We start from the raw sequence: 25071 nt of genomic DNA, 5'->3' as shown, positions 1-25071 counted from the left end.
TTGATTCGGTGTCGCGGCGCGGCATACGGTTGGCCACGCCGCCAGGTACAGGCTTCGCCATCGCGGCGAAGACTGGAAAGATGGGCATCGGCGCGCCGGAACGTTTTCCCGCTTGCCGTCCGGACATTCTACACCATGCGCGATGAAGAGAAAGCATGCCTCGCCGGCCGCGCGCGCCCCGAAGACCTCGAAAGAAATGCAATGAACATTGGTCATATCAACCGCGCGCCGATTTATGCCAAAGGCATTTTGCATGCAAAAACCACATGGCCGCCGGCCACCTCCGGCGGCCCTCGGCCTATAGACTGAAGCGCAGCGACCTGACCAGCGCCCCCGGCAGCAGCTTGCTCTGGGTAGCCCGGCCGCCGTAGCTGCCGGCGTCCACCAGCAGCTCGCGCTCGACGGTCAGCGCCTCCAGCTCGTCGCCCAGCAGGCGCAGCAGGCTGTCGTCGAAGCGCATCACGCCCAATGGCGCGACGATGCGGCCGTCCTCAACCCAGAAGCAGGCGAAGCGGGTCATGCCGGTGATGCGGCAGGCGGCGCGATCGGAAAAGTTCAGGTACCACAGATTGGACAGGTAGACGCCGGTGCCCAGCGCCCGCAGGGCCTCGTCGCGCGGCAGATCGCCGGCCGCCAGCTGCATGGACTCCGCGTATTCGTCGTCGCCGGCGTTCGGCTCCAGGCCGAACTCGCGCGCGCTGCGCGGCCCGATCAGGCTGTTGCGGTACTCGCCCCCGGCAATCAATTCCACCCGCTCCGGCCGGATGAAGCCCTCTCCCTGGAACAGGGGCGACAACCCTTCGCCGCCCGCCTCCGCCAGCGCGACCCGCGGCGACAGCCTCGCCTCGCCGCTCGCCAGCTTCAGCAGCGGACTGCGCTTGGCGCGCAACTCCTTCTCGGACAAGCCGCCCCAGTTCAGCATCGACAGCAGGCCGCTCAGCGCCGTCGGCGTAAAATAGGCGCGGTATTCGCCCGGCTCCAGCGTTTTCAGCGGCAACTTCAGCAAGGCCAGCTGTTCCGCCGCCTCGGCGATGTCGGCGCGCAAGGCCCGCGCATCCCAGGCGCTGCCGGCCCGGCTGCGCTTCACCGCCTTGTCGCCGTGCGAATACAGGCTCCAGTCGAAGTTCCAGCTCTCGCCCTGCTGCCAGTTGAACTGGCCCAGATGGTTGGCGAAGCCGAAGCTGATCTCGCCGCTGGCGAGAATGCCGACCAGCTCGTGCCCGTCGGCGGCGGCCAGAATATCGGCGACCATGGTTTCCGCCGGCGGCAACGCGGCGGCCGCGACGCGCTCGCTGCTCTGCGCCTGCTCGTTCAGCAGCAGGAAGGGATCATCCTCCACCTGCTCCAGCGCTTCGCGCAATGCCGGCAGCGCCGTCTCGAGCAGGGCCAGATCGTCGGCGCCGCCGCTGAGCGACAGCTGCTGCGTGGCCTGGCGCCTGCCGCGGATCAGCCGCAGATCCAGATAAGCCTGCTCCACCGAGCCGGCCTGGCGCACCTTGCCGTGATTGAAGCGAATGAAATCGCTGCGCTCGGCCTCCAGCCACAGCGTATAGCCTTCCCCGTCGCGCAACAGGCCGCTCAACGCCGCCGCCAGGGTTTTCAAATGCGCGCGCATCATGCCGCTCCTCCGAATACGTCCACGTCGCCGAACACGCAGGCCGGCGACGCATGGCCGACCCGAACCACCTGGTTCGGCTCCCCCTTGCCGCAGTGCGGCACGCCCAGCACCGCGAAAGTGCTCGCATCGCCGACCGCCTTCAGCGAACGCCAGAAACTGGCGGAAACGCCGCGGTAATTGGGATTGCGCACCACGCCCTTCAGCTCGCCGTCCTCGATCAGCTGCCCCCATTCGCAGCCGAACTGGAATTTGTTGCGCGAGTCGTCGATGGACCAGCTGACATTGGTCTGCATCAGCACGCCGCGCTCGATGCCGGCCACCAGCTGCTCGAAAGTCTTGTCGCCCGGCTCGACGTTGAGGTTGGCCATGCGATCTATCGCCGGGCGGTTCCAGTTACAGGCGCGGCTGTTGGCCACGCCGTCCAGCGCGAAGCCGTTCAGACGGGCCCGGGCGGTGGAAATATCGCCGCCCAGCGGCCGCTCCAGCACGCCGTCCCGGATCAGCCACGCCTTGGCGGCGGCCTTGCCGTCGTCGTCCCAGCCGTAGCTGGCCAGCTCCTTGCGCTGCAAGGGATCGAACGTGACGTTCAGCAGCTCGGAGCCATAGCGGTAGCTGCCGAACATGTCCGGCGTGACGAAACTGGTGCCGGCGTAGTTGCGCTCGTCGCCCAGTATGCGGTCCAGCTCCAGCGGATGGCCTATGCTCTCGTGGATCTGCAGCATCATCTGTTCCGGCATCAGCAGCAAGTCCATCGCGCCGCTCGGGCAGTTGGGGGCGTACAGCAGCTGCAACGCCTGATCGGCGACGCGGCGGCCCGCGCCTTTCAGGCCGGCCTCGGCGATCAGCTCCATCCCTCCCTGGCGTCCCAGACCGCCGTACTGCCCGCCCAGACTGCGGGTCTGCACCCGGCCGTCGGCGAAGACGGTCACCGCCAGCGACGGCGTCACGGCGCGCAACTGCTGCTCCGTCTCGCCGCCGCCGGAGGTCAGGTAAAGCTGGCGGATGTCCTGGCGCACCAGGCCGGCCGACCAGTCGACGATGCGCGCGTCGTCTCCCTTGGCCGCCGCCGACTCGCTGAGCAGCAGGTCCAGCAAGGCCGCGCGCGGCCAGGCTTCGGCCTCGACGCTGCCCTGCCCCTGGTAACGGCCGCCCGGATGCGGCAGCGCGATGCCGCGGTAGTCGAACACGCCGTGGCCGGCGGTGGCGCGCGCCCAGGACCGGGCGCGCTCGAAGGCGGCCCGCAGGCCGGCCTCGCTCAGATCGGCGGTGGCGGCATAACCGTAGCCGCCGCCGTCCAGCACGGTGAGCATCGCGCCGCGGTCGTGGCGGCGGCTCAGCGGCTGCTGGCGTCCCTGACGGACCCGCAACTGCTCGCGGTCCTCCTCCACATAGCGCAGCGAACAGAAGTCGGCGCTGGGCTGCAGCGCCAGGAAGCGCCGACGTATGGTGTCTAGCATGGGTATGGCTCCCGATGGCGGGCGGCTCGGCCGCCCAAGGCAATGTCAACGGCATTGATACTAATCAGCCAGACCTCACTCTGTCCATTCCGCATGCGCAAGACGAAACATCGCACCCCGCGGCACGGCCCGAGAACCCGCTTAGAGACCCAATTCGCTCAAGCCCGGATGATCGTCCGGCCGCCGCCCCAGCGGCCAGAAGAACTTGCGCTCGACTTCGGCGATCGGCATGTCGTTGATGCTTGCGTGACGATCCGTCATCAGGCCGTCGGCGCCGAACGCCCAGTTCTCGTTGCCGTAGCTGCGATACCACTGGCCGGCGTCATCGCGCCATTCATAGGCGAAACGCACGGCGATGCGGTTGCCGTCGAACGCCCAAAGCTCCTTGATCAGCCGGTAATCCAGCTCCCGCTTCCACTTGCGTTCCAGCATGGCCTGAGCCTCGGCCCGGCCCTGCGGAAAATCGACGCGGTTGCGCCAACGGGTATCCAGGCTGTAGGCCAGGGCGACGCGCGCCGCATCCCGGCTATTCCAGCCGTCTTCGGCCAGGCGGATTTTCTCGATCGCGGTATCGCGGGTGAACGGCGGCAGCGGCGGACGGATTTCCATATCGATTTCCTTTTCGAATTGAGTAGACAGGTCTGTCTACACGCAAATCAGTCTAGACCCAAGTAGACAAGTCTGTCTACAATCATTCCATGAGAACGACTTCCATCGCCGACATCGCCGCGCCGTCCGCTCGCGACCGCATCCTCGCCACCGCCCACAGACTCTTCTATCGGGAAGGCCTGCGCGCCACCGGCATAGATAGGCTCATCGCCGAATCCGGCGTCACCAAGGTGACCTTCTATCGCCACTTCCCCAGCAAGAACGAGCTGATCCTGGCCTATCTGGAACAGCGCCACGGCCTGTGGATGGCATGGTTCCGCGACGCGCTGGCCCGTCACGCCGGCCCCGCCGCGCCGGCTGCCGCCCTGCGGGAATGGTTGGCGTCGGACGACTTCCGCGGTTGCGCTTTCATCAATGGAGTAGGAGAAATGCCGGCGGACGCGGCGGTGGCCGAGGCCGCGCGCCGGCACAAGGCCGACATGCGGCAGGCGATCGCCGCATCGCTGGCCGATGGCCCGGACAAGGAGAAGCAGGCGGAAATGCTGGCGCTGGCCGTGGACGGCGCCATCGTGCGCGCCCAGATGGACGGCCGGCCGGATGCCGCCATGCAAGCCCTGGAGAGCCTGATCGCGAAGCTGGCGGGATGACGCGGGCGCTCAGGCCGTGATAGTTTCGAATAGAATGAAAACGCCGGAGACCCACACATGGAACACGCCCTGTACCGCCTGTTGGACGAGCAGAGCATCCGTTACCAACGTTTCGAACACCCGCCGGTCTACACCTGCGAAGAGGCCGCGCGACTGACGCCGGGCCTGCCCGGCGCCGAGTGCAAGAACCTGTTCCTGTGCGACGCCAAGGGCCGCCGTCACTTCCTGGTGGCGGTGCCGGCCGACGCCGGCGTCGACATCAAGGCGCTGGGCGAGGCGCTGGAAGCCAAGGGCCTGCGCTTCGCCTCGCCGGAGCGGCTGAAGAAATACCTGGGGCTGGAGCCGGGATCGGTGACGCTGCTGGCCGCGGTCAACGACGGCGAACATCAGGTGGAGGTGGTGGTGGACCAGACGCTGTGGTCGCGGGAGGCGATACTCTGCCACCCGCTGGTCAACACCGCGACGCTGAGCGTGCCGGTGGAGGACCTGGCTCGGCTGCTGGCGCACACCGGCCATGCGCCGCGCGTGATCGCGGTGCCGCGCCGCGATTGAATCCGGCCGGCATCGGGACCGACGCCGCTCAGGCAGACGGCGCGCCGCCCAAGGCCTTGTACAGCAAGGCCAGGTTCTTCAGCCGCTCCAGATTCAGGTCCAGCAGCTTTTCCCGCGCCTGGCGCTCGCCGCGCGCGGCGTCCAGCCAGGACTGCATGTCGGTCTCGCCGGCACGGTAGCGGCTCTCGGCCAGGCGGACGTTCCGTGCCGCCAGCGCCAGCGCCTCGCGCTGCAACGCCGCGCTGCCTTCCAGCCGGCGCCGCGCGTCCAGCGCCTCCTCCACCTCGCCGTAGGCGCCGTACACCGCCTTGCGGAACTCGACCTCGGCCAGGCGGTAGTCGGCCTCGCTCGATTGCAGCTTCAGCCGCATCTGCCGCCAGTTCAGAAAAGGCAGCGACAAGGTCGCGCCCAGGCCCAGTTGCGCGCCGGGAACGGCGCTGCTCCGGCTCAGGTCCCCGTTCAGGCTGAAGCGCGGGAAGAAATCCGCCCGTTTCTGATCGACCTCGGCCAGCTTGCCGCGCAGCCTGGCCTCGGCCGCCCTCAGGTCCGGACGCCGCCGCAGCAGCTCGCCCGGCAGGCCGGCGGCGATGCCCGGCAGCGCCGGCCGGGCGGCCAGCGGCGGAATCGCCGGCAGCGGCGCGCCCGGCGGCGCGTCGAGCAGCATGGCCAGCGCGTTCTCCTTCTTGCTCAGCGCTTCTTGCTGGCCCAGCAGGCTGGCGCGTCGCGCCAGCGCCTCGGCCTCGGCCTGGATCGCGTCCTGTTCTGCCAGAGCGCCGGCCCGCCATTTGGCGCGCGCCAGCGCCTGCATGCGGACCGCGTCGGCCAGCTCTGCCCCAGTCAGCGCCAGCCTGGCCTTCTGCGCGGCGATGTCCCAATACAGGCCGGCGGCCGCGCCGTCGGACAGCAGATCGGCGCCGACGCTATCGTAGCGGCTGGCGACGAAAGCCTCGCCCTCCGCTCGCCGCGCGGCGTCCAGCCGGCCCCACAGGTCGGCCTCGTACGATACCGACAGGCCGATGGAACGGGTGTTGACGCCGCTGCCGCCGTCCAGCGGCCGCGAATGCTTGGCCGACAGAGATCCGTCCAGCGTCGGCCGCGCGTCGCTGTCGGCCAGATCGGCCGCCAGCTGCGCCTTGCGCAGTTTCAGCAAGGCGATTTCCAGATCGGGATTGCGGCTGCGCGCCTGTTCAAGCACTTGCAGCAGCGCCGGATCGTCAAAACCGCCCCACCACGCCTCCCGTCCCATGTCCTGGACCGCCTCGTCCGGCTGCGTCCATCGCGCCGGCGCCTGCAAGACCTGGCGCTGATACGGCGTGGCCTGGCAGCCGGCCAGCAGCATGGCCAGGGCCAGCCACGGCCATCTGTGCTTCCTCATCTCCGTCACTCCCGTGCCAGCGCGTCTATCGGGTTCAGCCGCGCGGCGCTGCGTGCCGGCAGAAAGCCGAACAGCACGCCGATCAGCGACGAGCAGGCCACCGCCAGCGCAATCGCCGTCAAGGACAGCGACATCTTCCATTTGCTGACGAACAGCGCGAACACGAAGCTGATGCCGTAGGACAGCGCCACGCCTATCGCGCCGCCGACCAGGCAGACCAGCACCGCCTCGGTCAGGAACTGCTGCAACACATCGCCCTGGCGCGCGCCAACCGCCATCCGTATGCCGATCTCGCGGGTCCGCTCGGTCACCGACACCAGCATGATGTTCATCACGCCTATGCCGCCGACCAGCAACGAGATCACCGCGATCAGCGTCAACAGCAGCGCCAGCGTGCGGCTGGTGCTTTCCACCGTCTTCACCACCTCTTCCATGTTGTAGGTGAAGAAGTCCTTGCCGCCGTGGCGCTGGGTCAGCAGCGTGGTGATGGCCTTTTCGGCCAGCTTGGTCGGCTGACCGTCGGTCACCCGGATCACGAAACGGTCGAAATGCTGCTGGCCGAACAGGCGGCTGGCCGTCGTCGAATACGGCATCCACAGCTGCAGCGAATTGCCGCCGAAGCCGCGGTCGCGCTGGGCCACCACGCCGACCACCGTGGCCGGCACCGTGCCCACCAGGATGACCCGGCCCACCGCCTCGCCGTCGCCGAACAGCTTGCGGCGCGCGTTCTTGTCCAGCAGCACCACCTGGCGCTGCAGGCGGATATCGTCGCCGCTGAAGCCCTGGCCCTCGGCCATCTTCATGCCCTGCACGCGGAAAAAGTCCCGCCCGACTCCGCTGACCGAGCCGTTGACGTCGACATTGCGGTAGCGGATGCGCTGCGGCTGGGTGGTTTCCGGCGTCACGCTGTCGACATAGCCCTCGCCCGCCAGCGCGACGATGTCGCCGGGCAGAAAGGTGCGTATGCCGTCGGCCTTGTCGTCGCCCCAGTCCTTGCCGCGGAACACGGTGATGGTCTGGGTGCCCATCGCGCGGATGTCGTTGAGCACATAGTCGCGCGCGCCCTCGCCTATCGCGATGATGGACACCACCGAGGCGATGCCGATGACGATGCCCAGCATGGTCAGCGCGGTGCGCAGGCGGTTGGACAGCATCGCCAGCAACGCCATCTTGAACGCCTCGGCCATCCGCTCGCGCAGCGACGGTCCGGCCGCCGCCGGCGCCTCTTCGCCGATGTTTGGCGCGGACGGCGCCGCCGCGCCGCTGTCGCGCAGGATTTCGCCGTCGCGGATTTCGATCACGCGGTCGGTCTGGGCGGCGATGGCCGGATCGTGGGTGACGATGATCACCGTGTGGCCGGCGGCGTTCAATTCCTTCAGGATGCGCATCACCTCGTCGCCGCTGCGGCTGTCCAGCGCGCCGGTCGGCTCGTCGGCCAGGATGATGCGGCCGCCATTCATCAGCGCGCGGGCGATCGACACCCGCTGCTGCTGGCCGCCGGACAGTTGGCCCGGGCGGTGGCGCGCCTTGTCGGCCAGTCCCAGCCGGGCCAGCAAGGCCTGGGCCCGCTCGCGCCGCGCCTGCAGCGGCATGCCGGCGTAGACCGCCGGCATCGCGACATTGTCCAGCGCGCTCAGATGCGGCAGCAGGTGGTAGCGCTGGAAGATGAAACCGAAATGCTCGCGCCTGAGCGCGGCCAGTTGGTCGCCATCCAGGCTGGCGGCATCGCGGCCGGCCACCCGGTAGCGCCCGTCGGACGGCTGGTCCAGACAGCCCAGTATGTTCATCAGCGTGGACTTGCCGGAGCCGGAGGCGCCGACGATGGCGACCATCTCGCCGGCGGCGATGCCGAGGCTCACGTTCTTCAGCACCGCCACCTCGCCGTCGCCGGACGGAAACCGCCGCCAGACGCCGTCCAGCTCGAGGCCGGCCCCGCTCATGCGCTGACCACCACGGCGCCGCCGTCCTCCGGCTTGTCGGCCGGCTCGCCGGTCACGACCAGCTCGCCCGCCTTCAGTCCGTCCAGCACCTGGACCCGGGTCGAGGTCTTCAGACCGGCGCGCACGCGCCGCTCCTCCAGCCTGCCGTCGCGCCCCTTGACCCTGACCGCGTAGCGGCCGTCCTTGCCGACCGCGCCGAGCGCGGACAGCGGGATGCTCAGCGCCTTGTCTACCCGCGACAGCACGATGCTGACCTGGGTGGTCATGTCGACGCGCAGCTTGCCGTCCGGATTGGACACGTCAAACAGCGCCTTGTAGAACATCGCGTTATTGATCTTTTCCGGCGTCGGCAGAATGGCGCGCAGCTTGCCCCAGTGGCGCTGGTCCGGCGCGCCCAGCACGGTGAAGTACACCGGCAGGCCGGCCTTGACGCGGATCACGTCGGCCTCGGCCACATAGGCGCGCACCGTCACCTTGCTGAGATCGGCCAGTTTCAGTATCACCGGCACCGTCTGGGTGGCGATCACGGTCTGGCCCTGCTGGGTGACGATCTCCAGCACATCGCCGTCCATCGGCGCCTGGATGCGGGTATGGCCAAGCTTGGTGCGCTTGCCGTCCACCACCGACTGATCCTGGCGGATTTGCGCCTGCAAATCGGCCAGGCCGGCCTTCTGCGTCAGATAGCCGGTCTCGGCGTTCAGCAGTTCCTTGTCCGAGGTGGAGCCTTCGACCTGCATGCGCCGCTGGCGCGCCAGCTCCCGCTCGGCCTGATGCAAGGAGGCCTGCTTGGCCTGGCGCTGGGCGACGCGGGCGTCCAGGGACGCCTCGGCGGCGCGCAACTCGTTCAGGCTGTCCTCCGGATCGATCTCGGCCAGCAACTGGCCCCGCCTGACCTTGTCGCCGGCCTCTACCTTCAGCGTCTTCAGCTGGCCGGTGGCCTGGGCGCCGACATCGACCTGCCGCAAGGCCTGAATCACGCCGCTGGCCAGCACCAGGTCCTCAAGCTCGCCGCTTTCCACCTTGGCGGTCAGCACCGGCGGCGGCGGGTCCTCCGCCAGCCAGTGGTGCGCGCCCCAGCCGATCAAGGCCAGCGCCGCCAGCAAGGCCGCGCCATTGCGCCACGGCCGCTTCCCCAATCCCCAGCGCCGAAGGCGCCGCCACAGCGCGCCCGCTCCGCGCACCGGACGCAACAATATGCCAAACCATCGCCTGAACCGCATATATCAAACAATTCGTTAACAAAAAACCAGCCAGTCAGGCAATTTGCTTACAAGATAGTTCCACCCTCCGCTTTTTTCAGACTAATCCCATACAGACACTCACCCCTCCAGCCTCAGCCGCTCGCGCAGCAGCGCCGCCGCCCATTCGACGAAGACTTGCACCCGCCGCGACAGATGCCGTCGGTGCGGATACAACACCGACACCGGCATCGCCGGCGGCGGCCAGTCGGCCAGCACCTCGACCAGGCGCCCGGCCGCCAGATGCGGCTCGGCGTCGTAGCGCGGCAGCTGGATCAGTCCCAGACCGGCCAGCGCGCAAGCGATATAGGTCTCCACCTGATTGACGCTGATCGGCGAGCGCAGCGCCAACTCGCGCCGCTCGCCGTCGCGCAGGTATTCCCAGCCGAACACCTTGCCGGTGGACGGCGAGGCGTAGTTGACCGCCTGGTGGCGCGGCAGCTCGTCCGGCGCGCGCGGCTCGCCGAAGCGCGCCAGATAGTCCGGACTGGCGTAGTTGCCCTGCGGCAGCATGCCGATGCGGCGCGCCACCAGCCGCGACTCGCCCAGTTGCCCGACCCGGATCACGCAGTCCACCCCCTCCTGGATCAGGTCGACCGGCCGGTCGGTCACGCCCAGCTCCAGCTCGATGTCCGGATACTGGCGGAAAAAGTCCGGCAGCGCCGGCGCCAGCACCTGCCGCCCTATCGGCCCCGGCACATCGATGCGCAAGCGGCCGCGCGGACTGGCGCCCTGTTGGCTGAACAAGGCCTCCACCTCGTCGAAATCGGCCAATAGCTGCTGGCAGCGCTCGTAGAAGCCGCCGCCGTCCAGCGTCAGCTGCACCCGGCGCGTGGTCCGGTGCAGCAGGCGCACGCCCAACTGGGCCTCCAACTGCTGCACCGCGCTGGAAACGGTGGCGCGCGGCAGCTGCAGTTGCTGCGCGGCGCGGGTGAAACCGCCGGCGTCCACCACCGCTGCGAAAACCCGCATTGCCTGAATCCGGTCCATGTCCGCCTCAATTAGATCGATTATCTGGATAGTGTAATCAAATTTGCACCGTTTATCTGGCGATATCGAAACAATACACTGCGAAGCGTCAACCGCCCGCCGCGCCGCCGCGGCAAACCATCACGGAGAAGTGAAATGAGCCAAACCAACTTCGCAGGCCAAGTCGCCCTGATCATCGGCGCATCGCGCAATATGGGCCGCGCCTTCGCCGAAGCGCTGGCCGCCGACGGCGCCGCCGTCGCCATCCACTACAACAGCGACGGCTCCCGCGACGGCGCCGAGCAGGCCGCCGCCGCGATCAACGCCGCCGGCGGCCAGGCCTTCGCCGTCCAGGCCGACATCACTCGGGTGGCCGAAATCCGCCGCCTGTTCGACGCGGTGGAGGACCGCTTCGGCCACCTCGACATCCTAATCAATACCGCCGGCATGATGGTGAAGAAGCCGGTCACCGAGGTCAGCGAAGAGGAATTCGACGCCATCTTCACGCTGAACACCAAGGCCGCCTTCTTCTGCCTGCAGGAAGCCGGCCGCCGCATCCGCGACAACGGCCGCATCGTCAGCATCGGCACCTCGCTGCTGGCCGCCACCACCGGCTATTACGGCGTCTACGCCGGCAGCAAGGCGCCGCTGGAGGACTTCACCCGCGCGCTGGCCAAGGAGATCGGCCACCGCGGCATCACCGTCAACGTGGTCGCCCCCGGCCCGATGGACACCGCCTTCTTCTACTCGGTGGAAACGCCGGAGACCGTGGCCTATCTGAAACGCGCCAGCATCAACGGCGAGCTGGGCCAGGTGGCCGATCTGGTGCCGCTGATCAAGCATCTGGTTTCGCCGGAAAACCGCTGGACCACCGCCCAGACGCTGTTCATCAACGGCGGCTTCGTGTCCCGCTGATCCGCGGCGAAAACCGCGAGGCCGCCGATCCGGCGGCCTTTTTCCATTTGGCCGGATAGGCTAGCATCGGTAACTGTCACGCATTATCCAAGGCCATACCATGTCCCAGATCGACATCGTCCAGCATCTTCGCCACCAACCGTTGTTCCAGCAGCTGTCGGACCGGCAGCTGGCCGCGCTGCAAAGCCATGTCCGCGCGCAGCGCGGCGACCGGGGGCAGCTGCTGTTCCAGCGCGGCGACGATTGCGACGGCATGTATCTGGTGGTCTACGGCAAGGTGAAGCTGGCCATTCCGTCGCCGCAGGGCGTCGAGAAGGTGGTGGAGATCATCCATCCGGGCCAGAGCTTCGCCGAGGCGGTGATGTTCCTCGGCAAGCCCTATCCGGTGCTGGCCCAGCTGCTGGAAGACAGCCTGCTGCTGCATATCGGCGCCGCCGGCGTGTTCCAGACGCTGGCCGAGGACCCGGGCTTCGCCCGCAATATGCTGGCCGGCATGTCGCTGCGCCTGCACGGCATGGTGCGGGATGTCGAGCGCTACTCGGTGGAAAGCGCGCTGCAGCGCGTGATCGGCTACCTGTTGCAGCAGTTGGACGACGCGTCGGCCGGCGAAAAAGTCGTGTTGACGCTGGAGGCCAGCAAGAACCTGGTCGCCTCCCGGCTGAACCTGACGCCGGAAACCTTCTCCCGGGTGCTGCAACAGCTGAGCAAGGCCGGCCTGGTCGAGGTCGACGGTCGCGACATCGCGCTGCCCGATCCGGCCGCGCTGGCCAACTACGGCATGGCGCCGCCGGCCTGAGCCTCGCGCCAGCTTCGAACGCAGGCCCGGTAGCGACACACCGCCCTGCCCGCGTCCACCGCCACCAGCGCGGCCAGCCCGCAGACCGCTGCGCCGGCCGCCATTCCCGGCACGCCGCCCAGAACCTGCGCGCAGCCAGCCGTCAGGCAGGCGGCACAGACGTACAGACAGCGGCGCTGCGCCGCCTCCGGCAGCAGCGCCAGCGTGGCCGGCGCCCGCTTGCCCGGCGGCGCCTTGCGCTGCAGATTCAGCCACAGCAGGAAGGGCAGTATCTTGTAGAACATGCCCAGCATCGCGCAAACGCCCAGGCCGAACAGCAGCAGCCAGCCGCTCAGCGCCGCCCAGCCTGCCGCGGCCCAATCCGCCGCCGCCGCCCAGGCCGCCATCAGGCCCAGCGCCAACGCCGCCATCGCCATCTGCCAGAAACGCCGTCCGCAATCGGCCGGACGCCGGCTCCGCCGCTGCAGGCGCCAGGTCATCACGGCGAAGGCGATGGCCACCGCCGACGCCGGCATGCCGGCCAACGGTCCCGCCCCCAGCTGCCAGCCCAGGCCGGAGGCCAGCAACGCCGCCGGCCACAAGACGGCGGCATCGCGCATCCAACGCGCCGGATAGGCCGGCGTGATCTGGAACATCGGCACCACGGTGACCGCCACCGCCATCACCAGGCCCAGCAGCCATCCGCCCAGGGCCGACAACACGTGCCAGTCCAACAGGGCTTTCCACGGCAGCGGCCAGCCCGCGCCCAGCGTGCCCGCCAGCGCGATGCCCAGCGAGGCCGCCGCCAGCAGCGCGGCCAGCGCCGACGCGATGCCGCGGCTCGTCGCGTCGCGCGCCGGACTGCTGGCGACGCCATGCAGGCCGACGCCGGCGAAGACCAGCAGCGCCCAGCCCAGCAGAGCCGCGGCCGGCAACAGCAGCGCCGGCGAAAAACCGTGCAGAAAGGCCGCCGCCAGCAGGCCGCAGCCCAGTTGCAAAGGCCAGAACAAGACATGCAGCAAGAATCGCGGCCGGGTAAACGCGACGCCGGCCACCACCGCCAGTATCTGCAGCGCCGCCCCGCACATCGCGTTGCCGAGCACGCCCAGCGCCAGCAGGTGGACGGCGGCCAGCGCCTCCGGGTCGAAACGGTCCAGCGGCCCCGGCGGCATGAAGGCCAGACACAGGCCGGCGGCGAACAGCCAGCACGGCGCCGCCAGCAGAAACGGCAAGGGCAGGCTCAGCGGCGGCGCCCTGTCGTACGACGGCCAGCCCTGCATCACGACCGCTCCACCCGCAGCAGCACCCCGCCGTCGCCGGACAGCTCGAAACGGTAGGCCAGGCCGGCCATCTGATCGAGCAGCGGCGGCAGCGGCGTCGGGAAGCGCGGCAGCACGAAGCTGGCCGACTGCCCCGGCGCCAGCCGCTCGGCCTGGCTCAGCACGATGTCCATCGGCTCCGGCGGCGGCAGGTCCCGCAGGTCAAGCGGCACCGCCGGCCCCTTGCAGCAGACCCGCCAGGTCCGGCAGGCATTGCTCGCACATCGGATACAGGATGTTCTCCTCCTTCATATTGTGCTGCTGGGTCAGGATCAGCAGCGTGTCGGCCTCGGCCAGGAAGCCGTCGCCATCGCCGGCGGCCAGCGCTTCCGCCATGCCATCCAGCAACTGCCGCATCTGCGCATGCTCGGCGCGCATCACCACGGTCGGGCCGCCGCGCATGCCGCTGGCTTGCTCGAAGGCCGGGAACAAGCGCTCCTCCTCCAGCTGGAAATGGCCTTCCATCTCGCCGCGCATCGCGGCGAAGGCGGACTCGGCGGCGGGCCAGTCCTTCGCGCGCGCGGCTTGCTCGGCGTCGGCGAAACGGGCGTCGCAATCGCGGTGCTGGCGGATCAGTGATTCGGATGGATTCATGATGTTCTCCAGTTTTGAAGTCCGGCGCCGCTCAGCCCGGCTGGCCGTCGGCGCGCGGACGCAGATAAACGGGCAGGAAACGGCCGCCCCACAACAGCAGGGTCAGCAGCCAGCCCGCCGCGGCGAGGCTGTACAGGCCGCCGCGCCAGCCCAGGGGCAGCAGGTCGGCCGCGACGCGCGCCAGCGCCAGCCACTGCGCCGCCAGATACAGGCCCCACAAGGCCTTGCCGGCCTCCAGCGGCTGTCCGGAATGGCCCAGCGACACCCGCGACACGAAGGCGATCATCATCGTCAGGAAAAAGCCGACCGTGATCGCGTGCAGCGGTGCCCAGGCCAGGCCGCCAAAGGCGCCCTGCCAGGCATACAGCGCGAAGCCGGCAGCCAGCCAGGCGAAGGACAGATGCAGCATCGCCAGCAGCCTGACGCGCAACGAGGCCGCCAGCCTCCAGCGCCAGCTGGTGTAGCCGAACAGCGCGGCCAGGACCAGGTCCAGCCCCCAGGACGGCCAGCCGGCGATGGACAGCAGGCCGTGTCCCAGGGCGCCGCCCAGCATCGCCGCCAGCAGCCACCACGGCCGCCAGGCCTGGTACGGCGTCAGCGCGCTGGCCGAGAAGAACGGCAGCATGCGGTGGCACACCGTCAGAAAAACCGGCAGCAGAAACCCCCACAAGGCCAGGTCCCGCATCCACAACCAGCCGCGGACGTCACCGCTCAGCAACCAGTAGCCGGCGCAGGCCAGCGCCAGCGCGCCGATGCCGAAGGCCGACAGCACCGCCCAGGCATGGCGCCGGTCCGGCGCGGCGCTGCGCAGCAGCAGCCGGGCGAAACCGCCGCCCAGGCCGACAAAACCCAAGCTGTAGAGCAGATGGCCGGCCAGCAGCCAGACGCCGCCCGTCGCCGCGCCGACCAGCCACAGCGCCAGACCGGCGACCAGCAGCGCCGGCACCGCCAGATAGGCGCCGCGCCCCGGCGGCGGCACGTTCAGCCAGCGCGGGCCCGCGGTGAACAGAAAGCCGGCCATGAACAGCGGGAAAAAGCCGAACAGCATCAGAAAGCCGTGGGCCAGCATCGCCGGCAACGCCAGCGGCAGGCCCTGGCCGAACAGGCGCGCCGCCAGCTCGGCGCTCCACAGCGCCAGCATCAGGATGGCCAGCAGTATGCCGGGCAGGAAGGCCGCCCGATGTGGGGCGGAAAACAATGGATGAGCGCGCGCCATGGCGAAACTCCGACAGGTGGAATGGCCGCAGTATCGGATCCGCCGCCGGGAACGGGAATGATTTGAATCAAGCATCCGGAAAGCGGGGCCCCTTGCCATCGTCCGGGATGTTCTGCATGATGGTCCATCCGATTACGAACACTCGACGCCAGCATGTCCGACATTCTCGACACCATCATCGCCACCAAGCGCCAGGAAATCGCCGCCGCGCTGAACAGCCGCCCGCTGGCCGCGGTACGGGCCGACGCCGAAGCCCGCCAGGATCGCCGCGACTTCGTCGCCGCCCTGCGCGCCAAGCACGCGCTGGGCAAGGCCGGGGTCATCGCCGAAATCAAGAAGGCCAGCCCGAGCAAGGGCGTGATACGCGAGGACTTCCAGCCGGCGGCCATCGCCGCGAGCTACGCCGCCCACGGCGCCGCCTGCCTGTCGGTGCTGACCGATCGCCAATACTTCCAGGGCGACGCCAGCTACCTGGAAGCCGCGCGCGCCGCCTGTCACCTGCCGGCGCTGCGCAAGGACTTCATCGTCGACGAATACCAGGTCTACGAGGCGCGCGCGATGGGCGCCGACTGCATCCTGCTGATCGCCGCGGCCCTGGAGCTGCCCAAGATGAAGGCGCTGGAGACGCTGGCCCGCGAGCTGGGCATGGCGGTGCTGGTGGAGGTGCACAACGAGGCGGAGCTGGATGCCGCGCTGGCGCTCGAGACCGAGCTGGTCGGCGTCAACAATCGCAATCTGCGCAGCTTCGAAGTCAGCCTGACCACCACGCTGAAACTGCTGCCGCGCATAGGCGACGGCCGCATCGCGATCACCGAGAGCGGCATCGCCACCATTGACGACGTGCGGCTGATGCGCAGCAGCGGCGTCCACACCTTTCTGGTCGGCGAGGCCTTCATGCGCGAGGCCGAGCCGGGCGAGGCGCTGCAGCGGCTGTTCCACGCCGAAGATTGATCCGCCGGATCGATAAAAAACAGGCGCCGGCAACGGCGCCTGTTTGCATTGCGGCTCAGTTGACCGGCGCGTAGGCCGGCAAGCGCAAGGCCTCCTGCGACGTGAAACGACTGGCCTGCAGCTGTGCCAGCGCCTGCTGCCGCTGCGCGGCGTTCAACTGGGCATTCGCCGCGATGGCGGCGCTGTCGCGCTTGAAATCGTCCACCCGCTGCCGCCAGGCCGCCTGCTCCCGATCCAGATCGGAAAGCCGGTCCGCCGCCGCCTGCCCCACCATGGCGGCGCGCAGCTGGTACAGCTCCTGCTCGCCGCCGCCGCGCCGGCGCAAGGCCTCCTCGGCCTGCGCCAGCTCCAGGTGCTTGACCGGCTCCTCGCGCGCCGCGCGCAGCTCGGGCGGCAGCTGCCGCTCCAGCTCCGCGATCCGCCGCCGCTTCTCCTCCGCGCTCAGCGCGGGGTCGGCCAGAATGGCCAGCCGCCCGGCGGTGAAGCCGTCGTAACGGTCCTCGTCGCCGAACAGACCCTCGACCTCGGCCGCGGAGAAGTACCGCAGCTTCGCCGCCCGCACGCTGGCCAGCCGTTGCGGCAGGTCGGCGCCGGCCGCCACCGTCATGCCGGCCAGCGACTGGCGATAGGCGACATAGCGGTCGAACAGATTCAGCGCCTGCGCCAGCGCCTTGACGCCCAGCGTCTGGGCCAGATGCCGGCGCAGCTCGGCGCGGATGGCCGGCAGCTGGCGCTCGCCCAGCGTGGCCAGGTAGTAGTCGAACTGCCGGCGCAACTCCTGGTCCACCCGCAGACTGCCGTCGACGGCGCGGACCGCGCCGTCGACGGCGGTGCCGCGCAAAGACGGCGCGAAGGTCCCCGCCGCCACGGCGACGCCGGCCCCAGCCGGGTTCGCCGAAGGCCAGGCCCACCACGCCAGCAGCGCGCCGACGCAGACCGTCAGCAATATCAAGCGCGGACGCCGCATGTCACAATCCCGCGTTCTTCAAGCGATTGGCCTGCTGACGGTAAAGCGTGACCGGGCTGACCTCGAACAGGCTGACCAGGCCGAAGCTCTGATTGATCTCGTTGACGTGATTCATCTTGTAATCGTCGCGGATCACCTGGCCGAGGTGGGCCGAGCACACGGCCACTAGGCCGTCGGACGGGGTGGAGCCGAAGGCCAGGCCCAGCACGCCCATCGGCACGGTCAGCGGGTCGAGGACATTGGTGGTGGTCGCGGCGCCGGTCCACGAGTAGTAGCGCACGCCGTTGGCCGCATAATCGCCCTCGCCGCAGGCGCTGGTCGGCACGCCGGCCGGGAACTTGGCGTTGAAGGCCCGCGAGCCGGCGGTGGTCAGCGAGTTCAGCGCGCCGATAGGCTGCTGCGGCAGGTTGCTGGTGCCGGAGAAGAAGGCCAGCACCTTGACGAAGGCGCCGGCCACGGCGGCGGCGACGGTTTCGCTGACCGATCCCGGCGGCGCGACGCCGCGGACGATGTCGGCCACGACGGAGCCCTTGTTGACGCCGCCGACGGTGGTGACCGAGGCCACCAGGTCCGGACGCACGCCGGCCACGTAGCGGGCCGTCGGCGCGCCCTGGCTGTGGCCGATCAGATTGACCTTCTGCGCGCCGGTGATGGCCAGGATCTGCCGCACCTGCTGCAGCAGCTGCTCGCCGCGCACTTCATTGCTGTCGGTGGCCGACACCTCGGCCACGAAGACCTGGGCGCCGTCGGCCTTCAGCGCGGCCGGCACCTGGTAGAAGTAATCGACGCCCAGCACCTGTCCGAAGCCGAACAGGCCGTGCACCAGCACGATGGGGTAACGGGTCTGGGTATAGCCGCCGTTGGTGGAAGCCAGCGCCGAGGCGACAGGCAGCAGCAGCATGGCGATGAGGAGCGCACTGCGCGACAAGAGGCGATTCATTGTTTCTCCCGGTTATTGTATGTATGCCGCCGAACAGCGGCTAATACCGAGATAGGACATTTGGCTTATAAAATCTAGTAACTACAGTTAAAACTGATTCAAATCAATCAAAACCTGTACCAAAGGACTGGCCCCTCGCCCGACCAAGGCCGGGCGAGGCATTCGGATCGTCACATCGGCATCGCTCAGTAATCGACTCCGAGGTAGATATAGCCGGTCAACTGTCCGCCTCTGGCGGTGCCGACGCCGATGAAGAACGGCCCCAGGATGGTATCCGCGCCCAGAAAGACCGAGCCGGCCGGAATCCAGCGACTACTGGACTGGCTGCTGAAATTCTCGCCGAACAGCTTGCCCGCCTCCAGCGACATGCCGGCATAGACGCCGGAACCCAGCACCGCCGGCAGCGACGTCGCGCGCCAGTACATCATCAGCCTCGCCAGCGCCACCTGGCTGGCCAGCAACTCGCCGCTCTGGTAGCCGGTCAGGTTCAGGAAGCCGCCAAGATTCTGCGGCATGAAGGCTTCGGAACGGATGTCGACGCTGCCCCTGGCCTTGGCGGTGAAGCGCGCCGTGATGTTGCCGTAGGTGTGCGCCAGCTCGCCGGTCATGTCGTAGAACTTCTGGTTGACGTCGCTGCCGAGCCCGGGCAAGCCCGCGCCTATCTTGCCGTTGAAGTAATAACCGGAGCGCGGCCAGCGCGGATTGTCGAACTGGTCGACCACCAGGCTGCTTTGCACGCCGACGTCGCGGTACTGACTGGACGCCAGCGCCTCCAGATCGTCCGAATACCCCTGGGCCACCGTGAAATGGTTGTCCTGCTTGTAGACGCCCAGCCGCCATTCGCCGTAGCGGCCCAGCGCCACGCCGGCATTCAGCTGGGTGTCTACGATATTGTCCTTGAAGGTGACCAGCACCGTATGATCGTCGTTGAACAGCTGGAACGGCTTCTGCCGGTAGCCCAGCGAGGCCGAGACGAACAGCGGGCTACCCTGCCACAGCGGCTGGTAGAGCTCGGTCTTGATGCCCTTGTCGTGGCCGATGGCGACATCGTTGCGCCAGGAGCCGCCGGCGCTGTTCAGCGCGGCCCACTCGTGCGAGGCGCGCAGCGTGAAGCTGCTGTCGCCGGGCGTGTCGCTGCTGAGGTTGAGGCCGAAATGCAGGTAGTTCTGGCCTATGCTGCGCTCGACCGGCATCACCGTCATCACGTTGCGGCCGGAAATGCTGTCGATGTGGTAACCCAGCCTGTCGTACTCGCCGCCGGTGAAGATGGCCGCCAGCCTGTCCCTCGCCTCGCCGACCGGCACCGTCGGCCCGGAGAAGTTCAGCGCCTGCTGCAACGACGACACCTTGGTGAAGCTGCCGTCCTTGCCCTCCACCTTGACCTCGTCCAGCAGCGGGTAGCGCGGCCGCTGCAGCCGGCGCTTCCAGGCGGCGTACTCGGCCTCGGACACCGAATAGGCCGACAATTGTTTGGCCATCTTGCGCGCCGCCTCCGCGCCGCGCTCGACGATGGCCTGATGGTCGCCGAAGGAGGTGGCGGCATAGCCGGCCAGGTCCGGCCGTATCACCACATCGTTCTTGTCCAGCAGCTTCATCTGCTCCTGCACATTGCGCATCACCGCCAGATTGGAGCTTTGCTCCACCACGTCGAACAAGGTCTGGATCTCGTCGGGCTTCATCAGCGGCGTGCCGACATCGACGACGATCGCGTGATCGGCGCAGCGCCCCTTGACGTCCTGCACCGGCACATTGCGGGCGATGGCGCCGTCGACCAGCAGACGCCCGTCGTCCTCCACCAGGTCGAACACACCCGGCACCGCCATGCTGGCGCGCAGGGCGCGCGCCAGCGAGCCCTTGCTGAACACCACCGCGTCGCCATTGTTCAGATCGGCGGCGACGGCGCGGAACGGAATCGGCAGCTTGTCGAAATCGTCGATGTCGCGGTCGCGGGTCATCTTGTGGATGTACAGCTCGATGCCCTGGGAGTTGATCGCGCTGCGCGGCACACGCAAGGCGCCATCCTTCAGACCGAAGCTGATGTCCAGGTAGTTCTTGTAGTCGTCGCGCTTGCGGTCGTACGGGATGTCGGAGCGCGCCGGCTTGCCGGACAGCATCTGGTCCCAGTCGGCAGCGTTGAACTCCTTCTCCATCTCGTCAAGAGGCAGCCCATTGGCATAAATACCACCGATCAGCGCCCCGGCGCTGGTGCCGGCGATGCAGGCCACCGGAATGCGCAGGCGATCCAGCTCCTTCAGCACCCCAAGGTGGGCGAAACCGCGGGCGCCGCCGCCGCCCAACACCACTCCGACGCCCTTGGGCACCGTTTCGGAGGCGAACGCCGCCGGCGGCGCGATGATGCCGGCCAGGCACAAAGCCAGCACCGGCGCGTACAAGGAAAAAGGTTTGCAGATAAGCATCTCGGATAATTTTGCGATTATGGTTTCACCATCGTCAAAGCGTGACGTAAGATAGAGTGACATATAAGTCAGAACATAACTTTCATTAAAAGCTTGGCTCAATGTTTGATTTCAAATCCCTAGTCAGCTCACTTCTCAGCAAAAACACACCGGCATCCGGCGTGGCGCAATCCGCGACCCTGCTGGTGCGCGACCTGCCGCAAGCCGAATACTTTACCGCCTTGGTGGAAATCATCAAGGCCGTATCCAAGATCAACGCAGACACCGAGATGTCGTTGAAAGAGCGGGTCAGGACTTTGCTCTACGTCGACGATAAGGCGGCCGACATCCACCAGCAATTGTGCCAGGATTATCTGCACTCCAGAGGCGGCAGCAAGGGCTATCTGCCCACCATCCTCGCCTACTGGCACGAGCTGTCCAGCGCGTACCAGATCTGCCTGCGACTGCACAAGAGCGGGCAGAACCAGACCTCGGAGGCGGACCTGCAACTGGTTACCCTGCGCGGCCTGCACCACCAGATGCGGCTCTTGGCCTGGAACGCCCTGCGCTATCTGAAGCCGGAGGGCACGGCCTGGCAGCAGGGCTTCCGCTTCTACACGCACGCCGAAGACGCCGGTTTCGCCCGCACGCCCATCCTGCTCTACCCGGACGCGCGCCAGGAAATCACCTGCGAACACCTGCTGATCCAGGCCGGCATGCTGCATCTGGCGCAGACCGAGAACATGCTGCACAAGGAAATCGTCGCCGTCGACCAGTTGTTGATGCTGATCAGCCAGCACATCCCGCTGGACAAGCAGCCGCCGGCGGAGGAACCGATCTTCGTCTACAACCTGTCCGCCCCCGAGCCGCCGCAGCCCATGCTGCGCGGCATGGCCGGCAAATGGCACCGCTACTGGTCGGCCTACGAGATCACCAGCCGGCTGGCCGATCTGATGTTCGATCTGGACAGCCGCATTCCGGCCCAGATCGCGGCGCTGGGCTGCGAGCTGGAGCGGGAGGAATGGGCCGGACTGTGCGAAAAACTCGCCGTGCGCTGGTCCAACGACGGCGGCAAATCGCTGCGCAAGTCTGAGCGCTCGCTGCACGCGTCGACCGCCCAGATATCGATCGGCTTCGACCGTGTCGCGTTCCAGATCAAGGTGCAGGACGTCGGCGCGCTGGAATCCGAACGCGGCGACGACTGGCGCATCAACGACATCAGCAGCACCGGCATGGGACTGACCTTCGTCGGCAAGACCATCGACCAGTTGGCGATCGGCCGGCTGATCCTGGTCAAGACCGAAAGCCATCCGCTGCTGCTCGGCGTCATCCGCCGCATCCTGCGTCAGAACAACGGCACCAAGGTCGGCATCGAAATCCTGGGCCAGACGCCGGTCGGGGTGTCGCTGACCGACCCGGAGAAACCCGAGCAACTGCCGTTCACCGCCATTTACATCACCCAGCCCAACTCGCGCAAAAACCAGCGCTGGTTCCTGATGCCGAAAACCTTGACCGGCGCCAGCAAGGAGCTGGTCCTCACCGCCCAGGGCAAATCCTACCAGATCAAGCTGAAGGATCCTCGGCAGGACTTCGAGGACTGCAGCCACAGCAATTTCGACACACTGTCCAAAATGGACTGATCCAAGCCGCCCGCTCGCGATCTTTTTGCGGCATCGGCGGTTTTCTGTCGGATGCAGGGCGCGGAAAACGGCCCGCCGCAGTGTCGTTCACTGCCAGGGACGTTTGACAAAGCCATGCGCCGGCAGAACACCGCCCCGAAGGGCAGCCCAGCCAGCAGGCCGTCTCAGCGGCCTTGGAATCATCAAGGCCCCCGCCTTGCGTCTGGCCTGCCGGCCAGACCGCGCCGCTCGTAAAAGATCATCAACAGGCGTCAAGCGCCGGTTCGAGCGGAACCGGCGCACCCTTCCCCTATCGCGCGCATCCCCGCTTCCGCCCTGCCTGCCGGCATCCGTCAGGCAAATTCTTGCGCGTGGACACAATATGACAAAAAGATATTTGCGCAATAAAAATTAACAAATATGATCCTCTGGCGGAGATAACCGCAACACACAAAGGCAAAATAGAGGATCTCAACCATGCACGTTCGCATCACAAGCAGTGCAGTCATGCTGGCGCTGGCTTCGCTGGCAAGCCACGCCGCCCCGTCCGCGCAGGAGCGCAGCGTCCCGCTGCCGCCGGGCGATCCGCTGGTCAATCAACAATGGCATCTGAAAAACACCGGTCAGAACGCCTTCTCCAAACGCGGCGGCGTCAAGGGTGTGGATCTCGACCTCGCCTTCACCCATCTGCGCGGCATCCGCGGCGTCGGCACCACCATCGCCGTCATCGACGACGGCCTGGAAATCAGACACCCGGACCTGGCGGCCAACATCGTGCCCGGTTCGAAGAATCTGGTGAACGGCAGCGACGATCCGACGCCGGAATCGCCTGACAACGCCCACGGCACCTCGGTGGCCGGCATCGCCGCCGCCGTCGGCTTCAACGGCATAGGCGGCCGCGGCATCGCGCCGTCGGCCGGCCTGAAGGGCTTCAACTGGCTGCTGGCGCAGACGCTGGACGGCTGGCTGCTTTCCCACGGCAAGCAGCCCGGCGGCAAACCGCTGGAATCGTTCACCGACGCCCGCGTGTTCAACCAGAGCTACGGCTCGTCGGCCATCGCTTCGCGGCCGGGCAATCCCGACGCCGACATCGAGCTGCAGGCCGAGGAGGAAGCCTACGAGGAGGTCAGCCGCTACAGCCACTGGGGCCGCGGCGCGACATTCGTCAAATCGGCCGGCAACGCCTACAACTACTTCCGCGTCGGCGGCGGCTACCTGCTGGGATACCAGGGCAACGCCGGCCTGCCGGTGCAGGACGCCAACCTGAGCTTCGACAACAGCAATTACTGGAATGTGGTGGTGTCGGCGTTGAACGCCGACGGCGTGCGTTCCTCGTATTCCTCGGTCGGCGCCAATGTGCTGCTGACCGCGCCCGGCGGCGAATACGGCACCGACTCCCCGGCGATGGTCACCACCGACCTGTCCGGCTGCGCCCGCGGCTACAACGTCAGCGGCGACACCGCCAACGGCCTGCACGGCGGCACCGCGCTGGACCCCAACTGCGACTACAACGGCGTGATGAACGGCACCTCGTCCGCCGCGCCGGCCACCTCCGGCTCCTTCGCGCTGGTGATGTCGGCCAACCCGGCGCTGAGCGCCCGCGACGTGCGCCACATCCTGATCACCACCGCGCGCAAGGTGGACGCCACCCAGCCGGGCGTGACGCTGGCGTTCAAGGACAAGAGCGGCGGCGCGCACAGCTACCAGGCCATCCCCGGCTGGCAGAAAAATGCCGCCGGCCTGTTCTTCCACCAGTTCTACGGCTTCGGTCTGATCGATATCGACAAGGCGGTCGAGAAGGCGCTGTTCTACAACCAGCCGCTGCCGCCGCTGCAGAAGACCCGCTGGCAGACCGTTTCCGCCCAGGCCGCCATTCCGGACGCCGACGAGCGCGGCGTCGAAAGCGCGTTCACCCAGCCCGACGATCTGACCGTCGAGGCGGTGCAGGTGCTGGTCGACGCCGAGCACGGCCGCGCCAGCGATCTGGCCGTGGAACTGATCTCGCCGTCCGGCACCCGCTCGGTGCTGCTGTCGCCGCGCACGGCGCTGGTGGCGGAAGACTACGGCCTGAACCAGCAGCGCCTGCTGTCCAACCACTTCTACGGCGAGCCGGCGAAGGGCCAGTGGCGGCTGCGGGTGATCGACACCAACGGCGCCGAATATCGCTACGTCTACCGCGCCGGCAGTCAAAACCAGGTCTATTCTCTTCCGAACGCGGAAGGCAAACTGAAATCGTGGTCGATCCGCTTCTTCGGCCACCGGAGCGCAACATGAAACCCATCATCCGACTCGCCCCCGTCGCCCTGCTGATCCTGGCCGCCCACGGCCAGGCCGCCGAGCTGCCCTTTCTCGCCAAACCCTCCGGCCAGGCCGTGGTGATCAACGGCAAGACCTACTACAAGCAGGTCCCGCAATCGAAGATCGCCAGCGGCGTCTCGGCCCGCAGCGCAGGCGCTCAGGCGCCGTCGCTGAAACGCGGCGACGTGGTTCAGGCGCCGAAAGCGCTGCTTCCCGCCACCGCCAGCGGCACGGTGCTGGTGCGGCTGGCCGCCGCTAGCGACGAGGCCGCCGTCGCCCGCGACCACGGCCTGACCGTGCGCTACCGCACCGCCAGCGTGATCGTCTTCAACACCCCGGCCCAGGCCGATCTGCTGGCGCTGCAACAGAAGCTGTCCGCCGACAAACGGGTGAAGAAGGCCCAGCTGGAACTGGCGAGCAACGACAAGCAAGCCGAGTAGAAATACGCTGGCATGTGGAAACGGTCCCGGACGATGTCCGGGACCGTTCTATTTTCCGGAACCCGCGCAATGAAAATCTATGGTCAGCCCGAGTTTTGCAACCCCAGAATACTGAGCGATACTGACAAGGTAGGCTTGCTCTAATCTATCCGGACTCTTGGTGGGCATACTCGCCCGGTCCATGATGTGAGTCGCACCCGACGGACCTTAAAACGCCCACAGTCTCACAGACTGTT

23 protein-coding genes are annotated in these 25071 nt (G+C 67.6%); 9 read left to right on the top strand and 14 right to left on the bottom strand.

The window, feature by feature from the left end; all coding sequences use genetic code 11:
• Window positions 1-135: 135 nt before the first annotated feature.
• Window positions 136-309, top strand: a complete 174-nt coding sequence (locus CXB49_RS23340) for a hypothetical protein (protein ID WP_158300678.1) — start codon at window positions 136-138, stop codon at window positions 307-309.
• On the opposite strand, the gene CXB49_RS08260 is transcribed toward CXB49_RS23340, so the two are convergent.
• The 3 genes from CXB49_RS08260 to CXB49_RS08250 all read right to left on the bottom strand — a co-directional run bounded on the left by CXB49_RS08260 (window position 299) and on the right by CXB49_RS08250 (window position 3684).
• Window positions 299-1618 (bottom strand): TldD/PmbA family protein, encoded by a 1320-nt coding sequence (locus CXB49_RS08260; protein ID WP_101707948.1) that lies wholly within the window; start codon window positions 1616-1618, stop codon window positions 299-301. The two genes, CXB49_RS23340 and CXB49_RS08260, sit on opposite strands and share 11 nt — an antisense overlap.
• A complete protein-coding gene (locus CXB49_RS08255) occupies window positions 1615-3075 on the bottom strand; it encodes a TldD/PmbA family protein (protein WP_101707947.1) in 1461 nt (486 codons plus the stop codon). The genes CXB49_RS08260 and CXB49_RS08255 overlap by 4 nt, the downstream gene beginning before the upstream one ends.
• Window positions 3076-3216: 141 nt before the next feature.
• Window positions 3217-3684 (bottom strand): DUF1348 family protein, encoded by a 468-nt coding sequence (locus tag CXB49_RS08250; protein ID WP_101707946.1) that lies wholly within the window; start codon window positions 3682-3684, stop codon window positions 3217-3219.
• 89 nt (window positions 3685-3773) lie between these two features.
• Here CXB49_RS08250 and CXB49_RS08245 point away from each other — a divergent pair, with 89 nt between their 5' ends.
• Entirely contained in the window at window positions 3774-4331 is a 558-nt protein-coding gene (locus CXB49_RS08245) for a TetR/AcrR family transcriptional regulator (RefSeq protein ID WP_101707945.1), read from the top strand.
• A gap of 57 nt (window positions 4332-4388) precedes the next feature.
• The gene (locus CXB49_RS08240) at window positions 4389-4883 is read left to right on the top strand and encodes a prolyl-tRNA synthetase associated domain-containing protein (protein ID WP_101707944.1); all 495 of its coding nucleotides are present in this window, start codon (window positions 4389-4391) and stop codon (window positions 4881-4883) included.
• A 28-nt stretch (window positions 4884-4911) separates the two neighbouring features.
• On the opposite strand, the gene CXB49_RS08235 is transcribed toward CXB49_RS08240, so the two are convergent.
• From CXB49_RS08235 to CXB49_RS08220, 4 genes are all read right to left on the bottom strand, one after another.
• The gene (locus CXB49_RS08235; RefSeq protein WP_101707943.1) at window positions 4912-6258 is read right to left on the bottom strand and encodes an efflux transporter outer membrane subunit; all 1347 of its coding nucleotides are present in this window, start codon (window positions 6256-6258) and stop codon (window positions 4912-4914) included.
• 5 nt (window positions 6259-6263) lie between these two features.
• Window positions 6264-8198 (bottom strand): MacB family efflux pump subunit, encoded by a 1935-nt coding sequence (locus tag CXB49_RS08230; protein WP_101707942.1) that lies wholly within the window; start codon window positions 8196-8198, stop codon window positions 6264-6266.
• On the bottom strand, window positions 8195-9334 hold the full coding sequence (gene macA / locus CXB49_RS08225; protein WP_199406806.1) for a macrolide transporter subunit MacA: 1140 nt from the start codon (window positions 9332-9334) through the stop codon (window positions 8195-8197). Before macA ends, CXB49_RS08230 begins: the two co-directional genes overlap by 4 nt.
• A 183-nt stretch (window positions 9335-9517) precedes the next feature.
• Window positions 9518-10408, bottom strand: coding sequence for a LysR family transcriptional regulator (locus CXB49_RS08220; protein ID WP_233492995.1), 891 nt, complete (start codon window positions 10406-10408; stop codon window positions 9518-9520).
• A 153-nt stretch (window positions 10409-10561) separates the two neighbouring features.
• Here CXB49_RS08220 and CXB49_RS08215 point away from each other — a divergent pair, with 153 nt between their 5' ends.
• On the top strand, window positions 10562-11320 hold the full coding sequence (locus CXB49_RS08215) for an SDR family oxidoreductase (RefSeq protein ID WP_101707939.1): 759 nt from the start codon (window positions 10562-10564) through the stop codon (window positions 11318-11320).
• A 100-nt stretch (window positions 11321-11420) separates the two neighbouring features.
• The gene (locus CXB49_RS08210; protein WP_101707938.1) at window positions 11421-12116 is read left to right on the top strand and encodes a Crp/Fnr family transcriptional regulator; all 696 of its coding nucleotides are present in this window, start codon (window positions 11421-11423) and stop codon (window positions 12114-12116) included.
• Here the strand turns inward: CXB49_RS08210 and CXB49_RS08205 are convergent.
• Genes CXB49_RS08205 through CXB49_RS08190 form a run of 4 tightly spaced genes read right to left on the bottom strand, consistent with a single transcriptional unit; the run spans window position 12092 to window position 15224 of the window.
• On the bottom strand, window positions 12092-13375 hold the full coding sequence (locus CXB49_RS08205) for a hypothetical protein (protein WP_101707937.1): 1284 nt from the start codon (window positions 13373-13375) through the stop codon (window positions 12092-12094). The genes CXB49_RS08210 and CXB49_RS08205 overlap by 25 nt on opposite strands.
• Window positions 13375-13587: a DUF2249 domain-containing protein gene (locus CXB49_RS08200; RefSeq protein ID WP_101707936.1), complete on the bottom strand. Its 213-nt coding sequence runs from the start codon at window positions 13585-13587 to the stop codon at window positions 13375-13377. The genes CXB49_RS08205 and CXB49_RS08200 overlap by 1 nt, the downstream gene beginning before the upstream one ends.
• The gene (locus CXB49_RS08195) at window positions 13577-14008 is read right to left on the bottom strand and encodes a hemerythrin domain-containing protein (protein WP_101707935.1); all 432 of its coding nucleotides are present in this window, start codon (window positions 14006-14008) and stop codon (window positions 13577-13579) included. The genes CXB49_RS08200 and CXB49_RS08195 overlap by 11 nt, the downstream gene beginning before the upstream one ends.
• A gap of 31 nt (window positions 14009-14039) precedes the next feature.
• A complete protein-coding gene (locus tag CXB49_RS08190; protein ID WP_101707934.1) occupies window positions 14040-15224 on the bottom strand; it encodes an NnrS family protein in 1185 nt (394 codons plus the stop codon).
• A gap of 153 nt (window positions 15225-15377) precedes the next feature.
• Here CXB49_RS08190 and trpC point away from each other — a divergent pair, with 153 nt between their 5' ends.
• A complete protein-coding gene (gene trpC, locus CXB49_RS08185) occupies window positions 15378-16175 on the top strand; it encodes an indole-3-glycerol phosphate synthase TrpC (protein WP_101707933.1) in 798 nt (265 codons plus the stop codon).
• A gap of 55 nt (window positions 16176-16230) precedes the next feature.
• Here trpC and CXB49_RS08180 read toward each other — a convergent pair whose 3' ends face one another.
• The 3 genes from CXB49_RS08180 to CXB49_RS08170 form a co-directional block, all read right to left on the bottom strand.
• Window positions 16231-17142 carry a lipase secretion chaperone gene (locus CXB49_RS08180; protein ID WP_101707932.1) on the bottom strand — a complete coding sequence of 304 codons (912 nt, stop codon included), beginning with the start codon at window positions 17140-17142 and terminating at the stop codon, window positions 16231-16233.
• Between the two features lies 1 nt (window position 17143).
• Window positions 17144-18082 carry a triacylglycerol lipase gene (locus CXB49_RS08175; protein ID WP_101707931.1) on the bottom strand — a complete coding sequence of 313 codons (939 nt, stop codon included), beginning with the start codon at window positions 18080-18082 and terminating at the stop codon, window positions 17144-17146.
• A 185-nt stretch (window positions 18083-18267) separates the two neighbouring features.
• Complete coding sequence (locus CXB49_RS08170; protein WP_158300677.1) at window positions 18268-20499, bottom strand: patatin-like phospholipase family protein; 2232 nt, start codon at window positions 20497-20499, stop codon at window positions 18268-18270.
• Window positions 20500-20660: 161 nt separating this feature from the next.
• Here CXB49_RS08170 and CXB49_RS08165 point away from each other — a divergent pair, with 161 nt between their 5' ends.
• From CXB49_RS08165 to CXB49_RS08155, 3 genes are all read left to right on the top strand, one after another.
• The gene (locus CXB49_RS08165) at window positions 20661-22118 is read left to right on the top strand and encodes a PilZ domain-containing protein (protein WP_233492994.1); all 1458 of its coding nucleotides are present in this window, start codon (window positions 20661-20663) and stop codon (window positions 22116-22118) included.
• Window positions 22119-22574: 456 nt separating this feature from the next.
• Window positions 22575-24371, top strand: coding sequence for a S8 family peptidase (locus tag CXB49_RS08160; RefSeq protein ID WP_233492987.1), 1797 nt, complete (start codon window positions 22575-22577; stop codon window positions 24369-24371).
• Window positions 24368-24835 carry a hypothetical protein gene (locus CXB49_RS08155; protein ID WP_101707927.1) on the top strand — a complete coding sequence of 156 codons (468 nt, stop codon included), beginning with the start codon at window positions 24368-24370 and terminating at the stop codon, window positions 24833-24835. Before CXB49_RS08160 ends, CXB49_RS08155 begins: the two co-directional genes overlap by 4 nt.
• The last annotated feature ends 236 nt before the right edge of the window (window positions 24836-25071 follow it).

Source organism: Chromobacterium sp. ATCC 53434, from assembly GCF_002848345.1.
Classification (GTDB): domain Bacteria; phylum Pseudomonadota; class Gammaproteobacteria; order Burkholderiales; family Chromobacteriaceae; genus Chromobacterium.
Note: the sequence above shows the minus strand (reverse complement) of the source record. Positions and strands in the feature narration are given on the sequence as shown.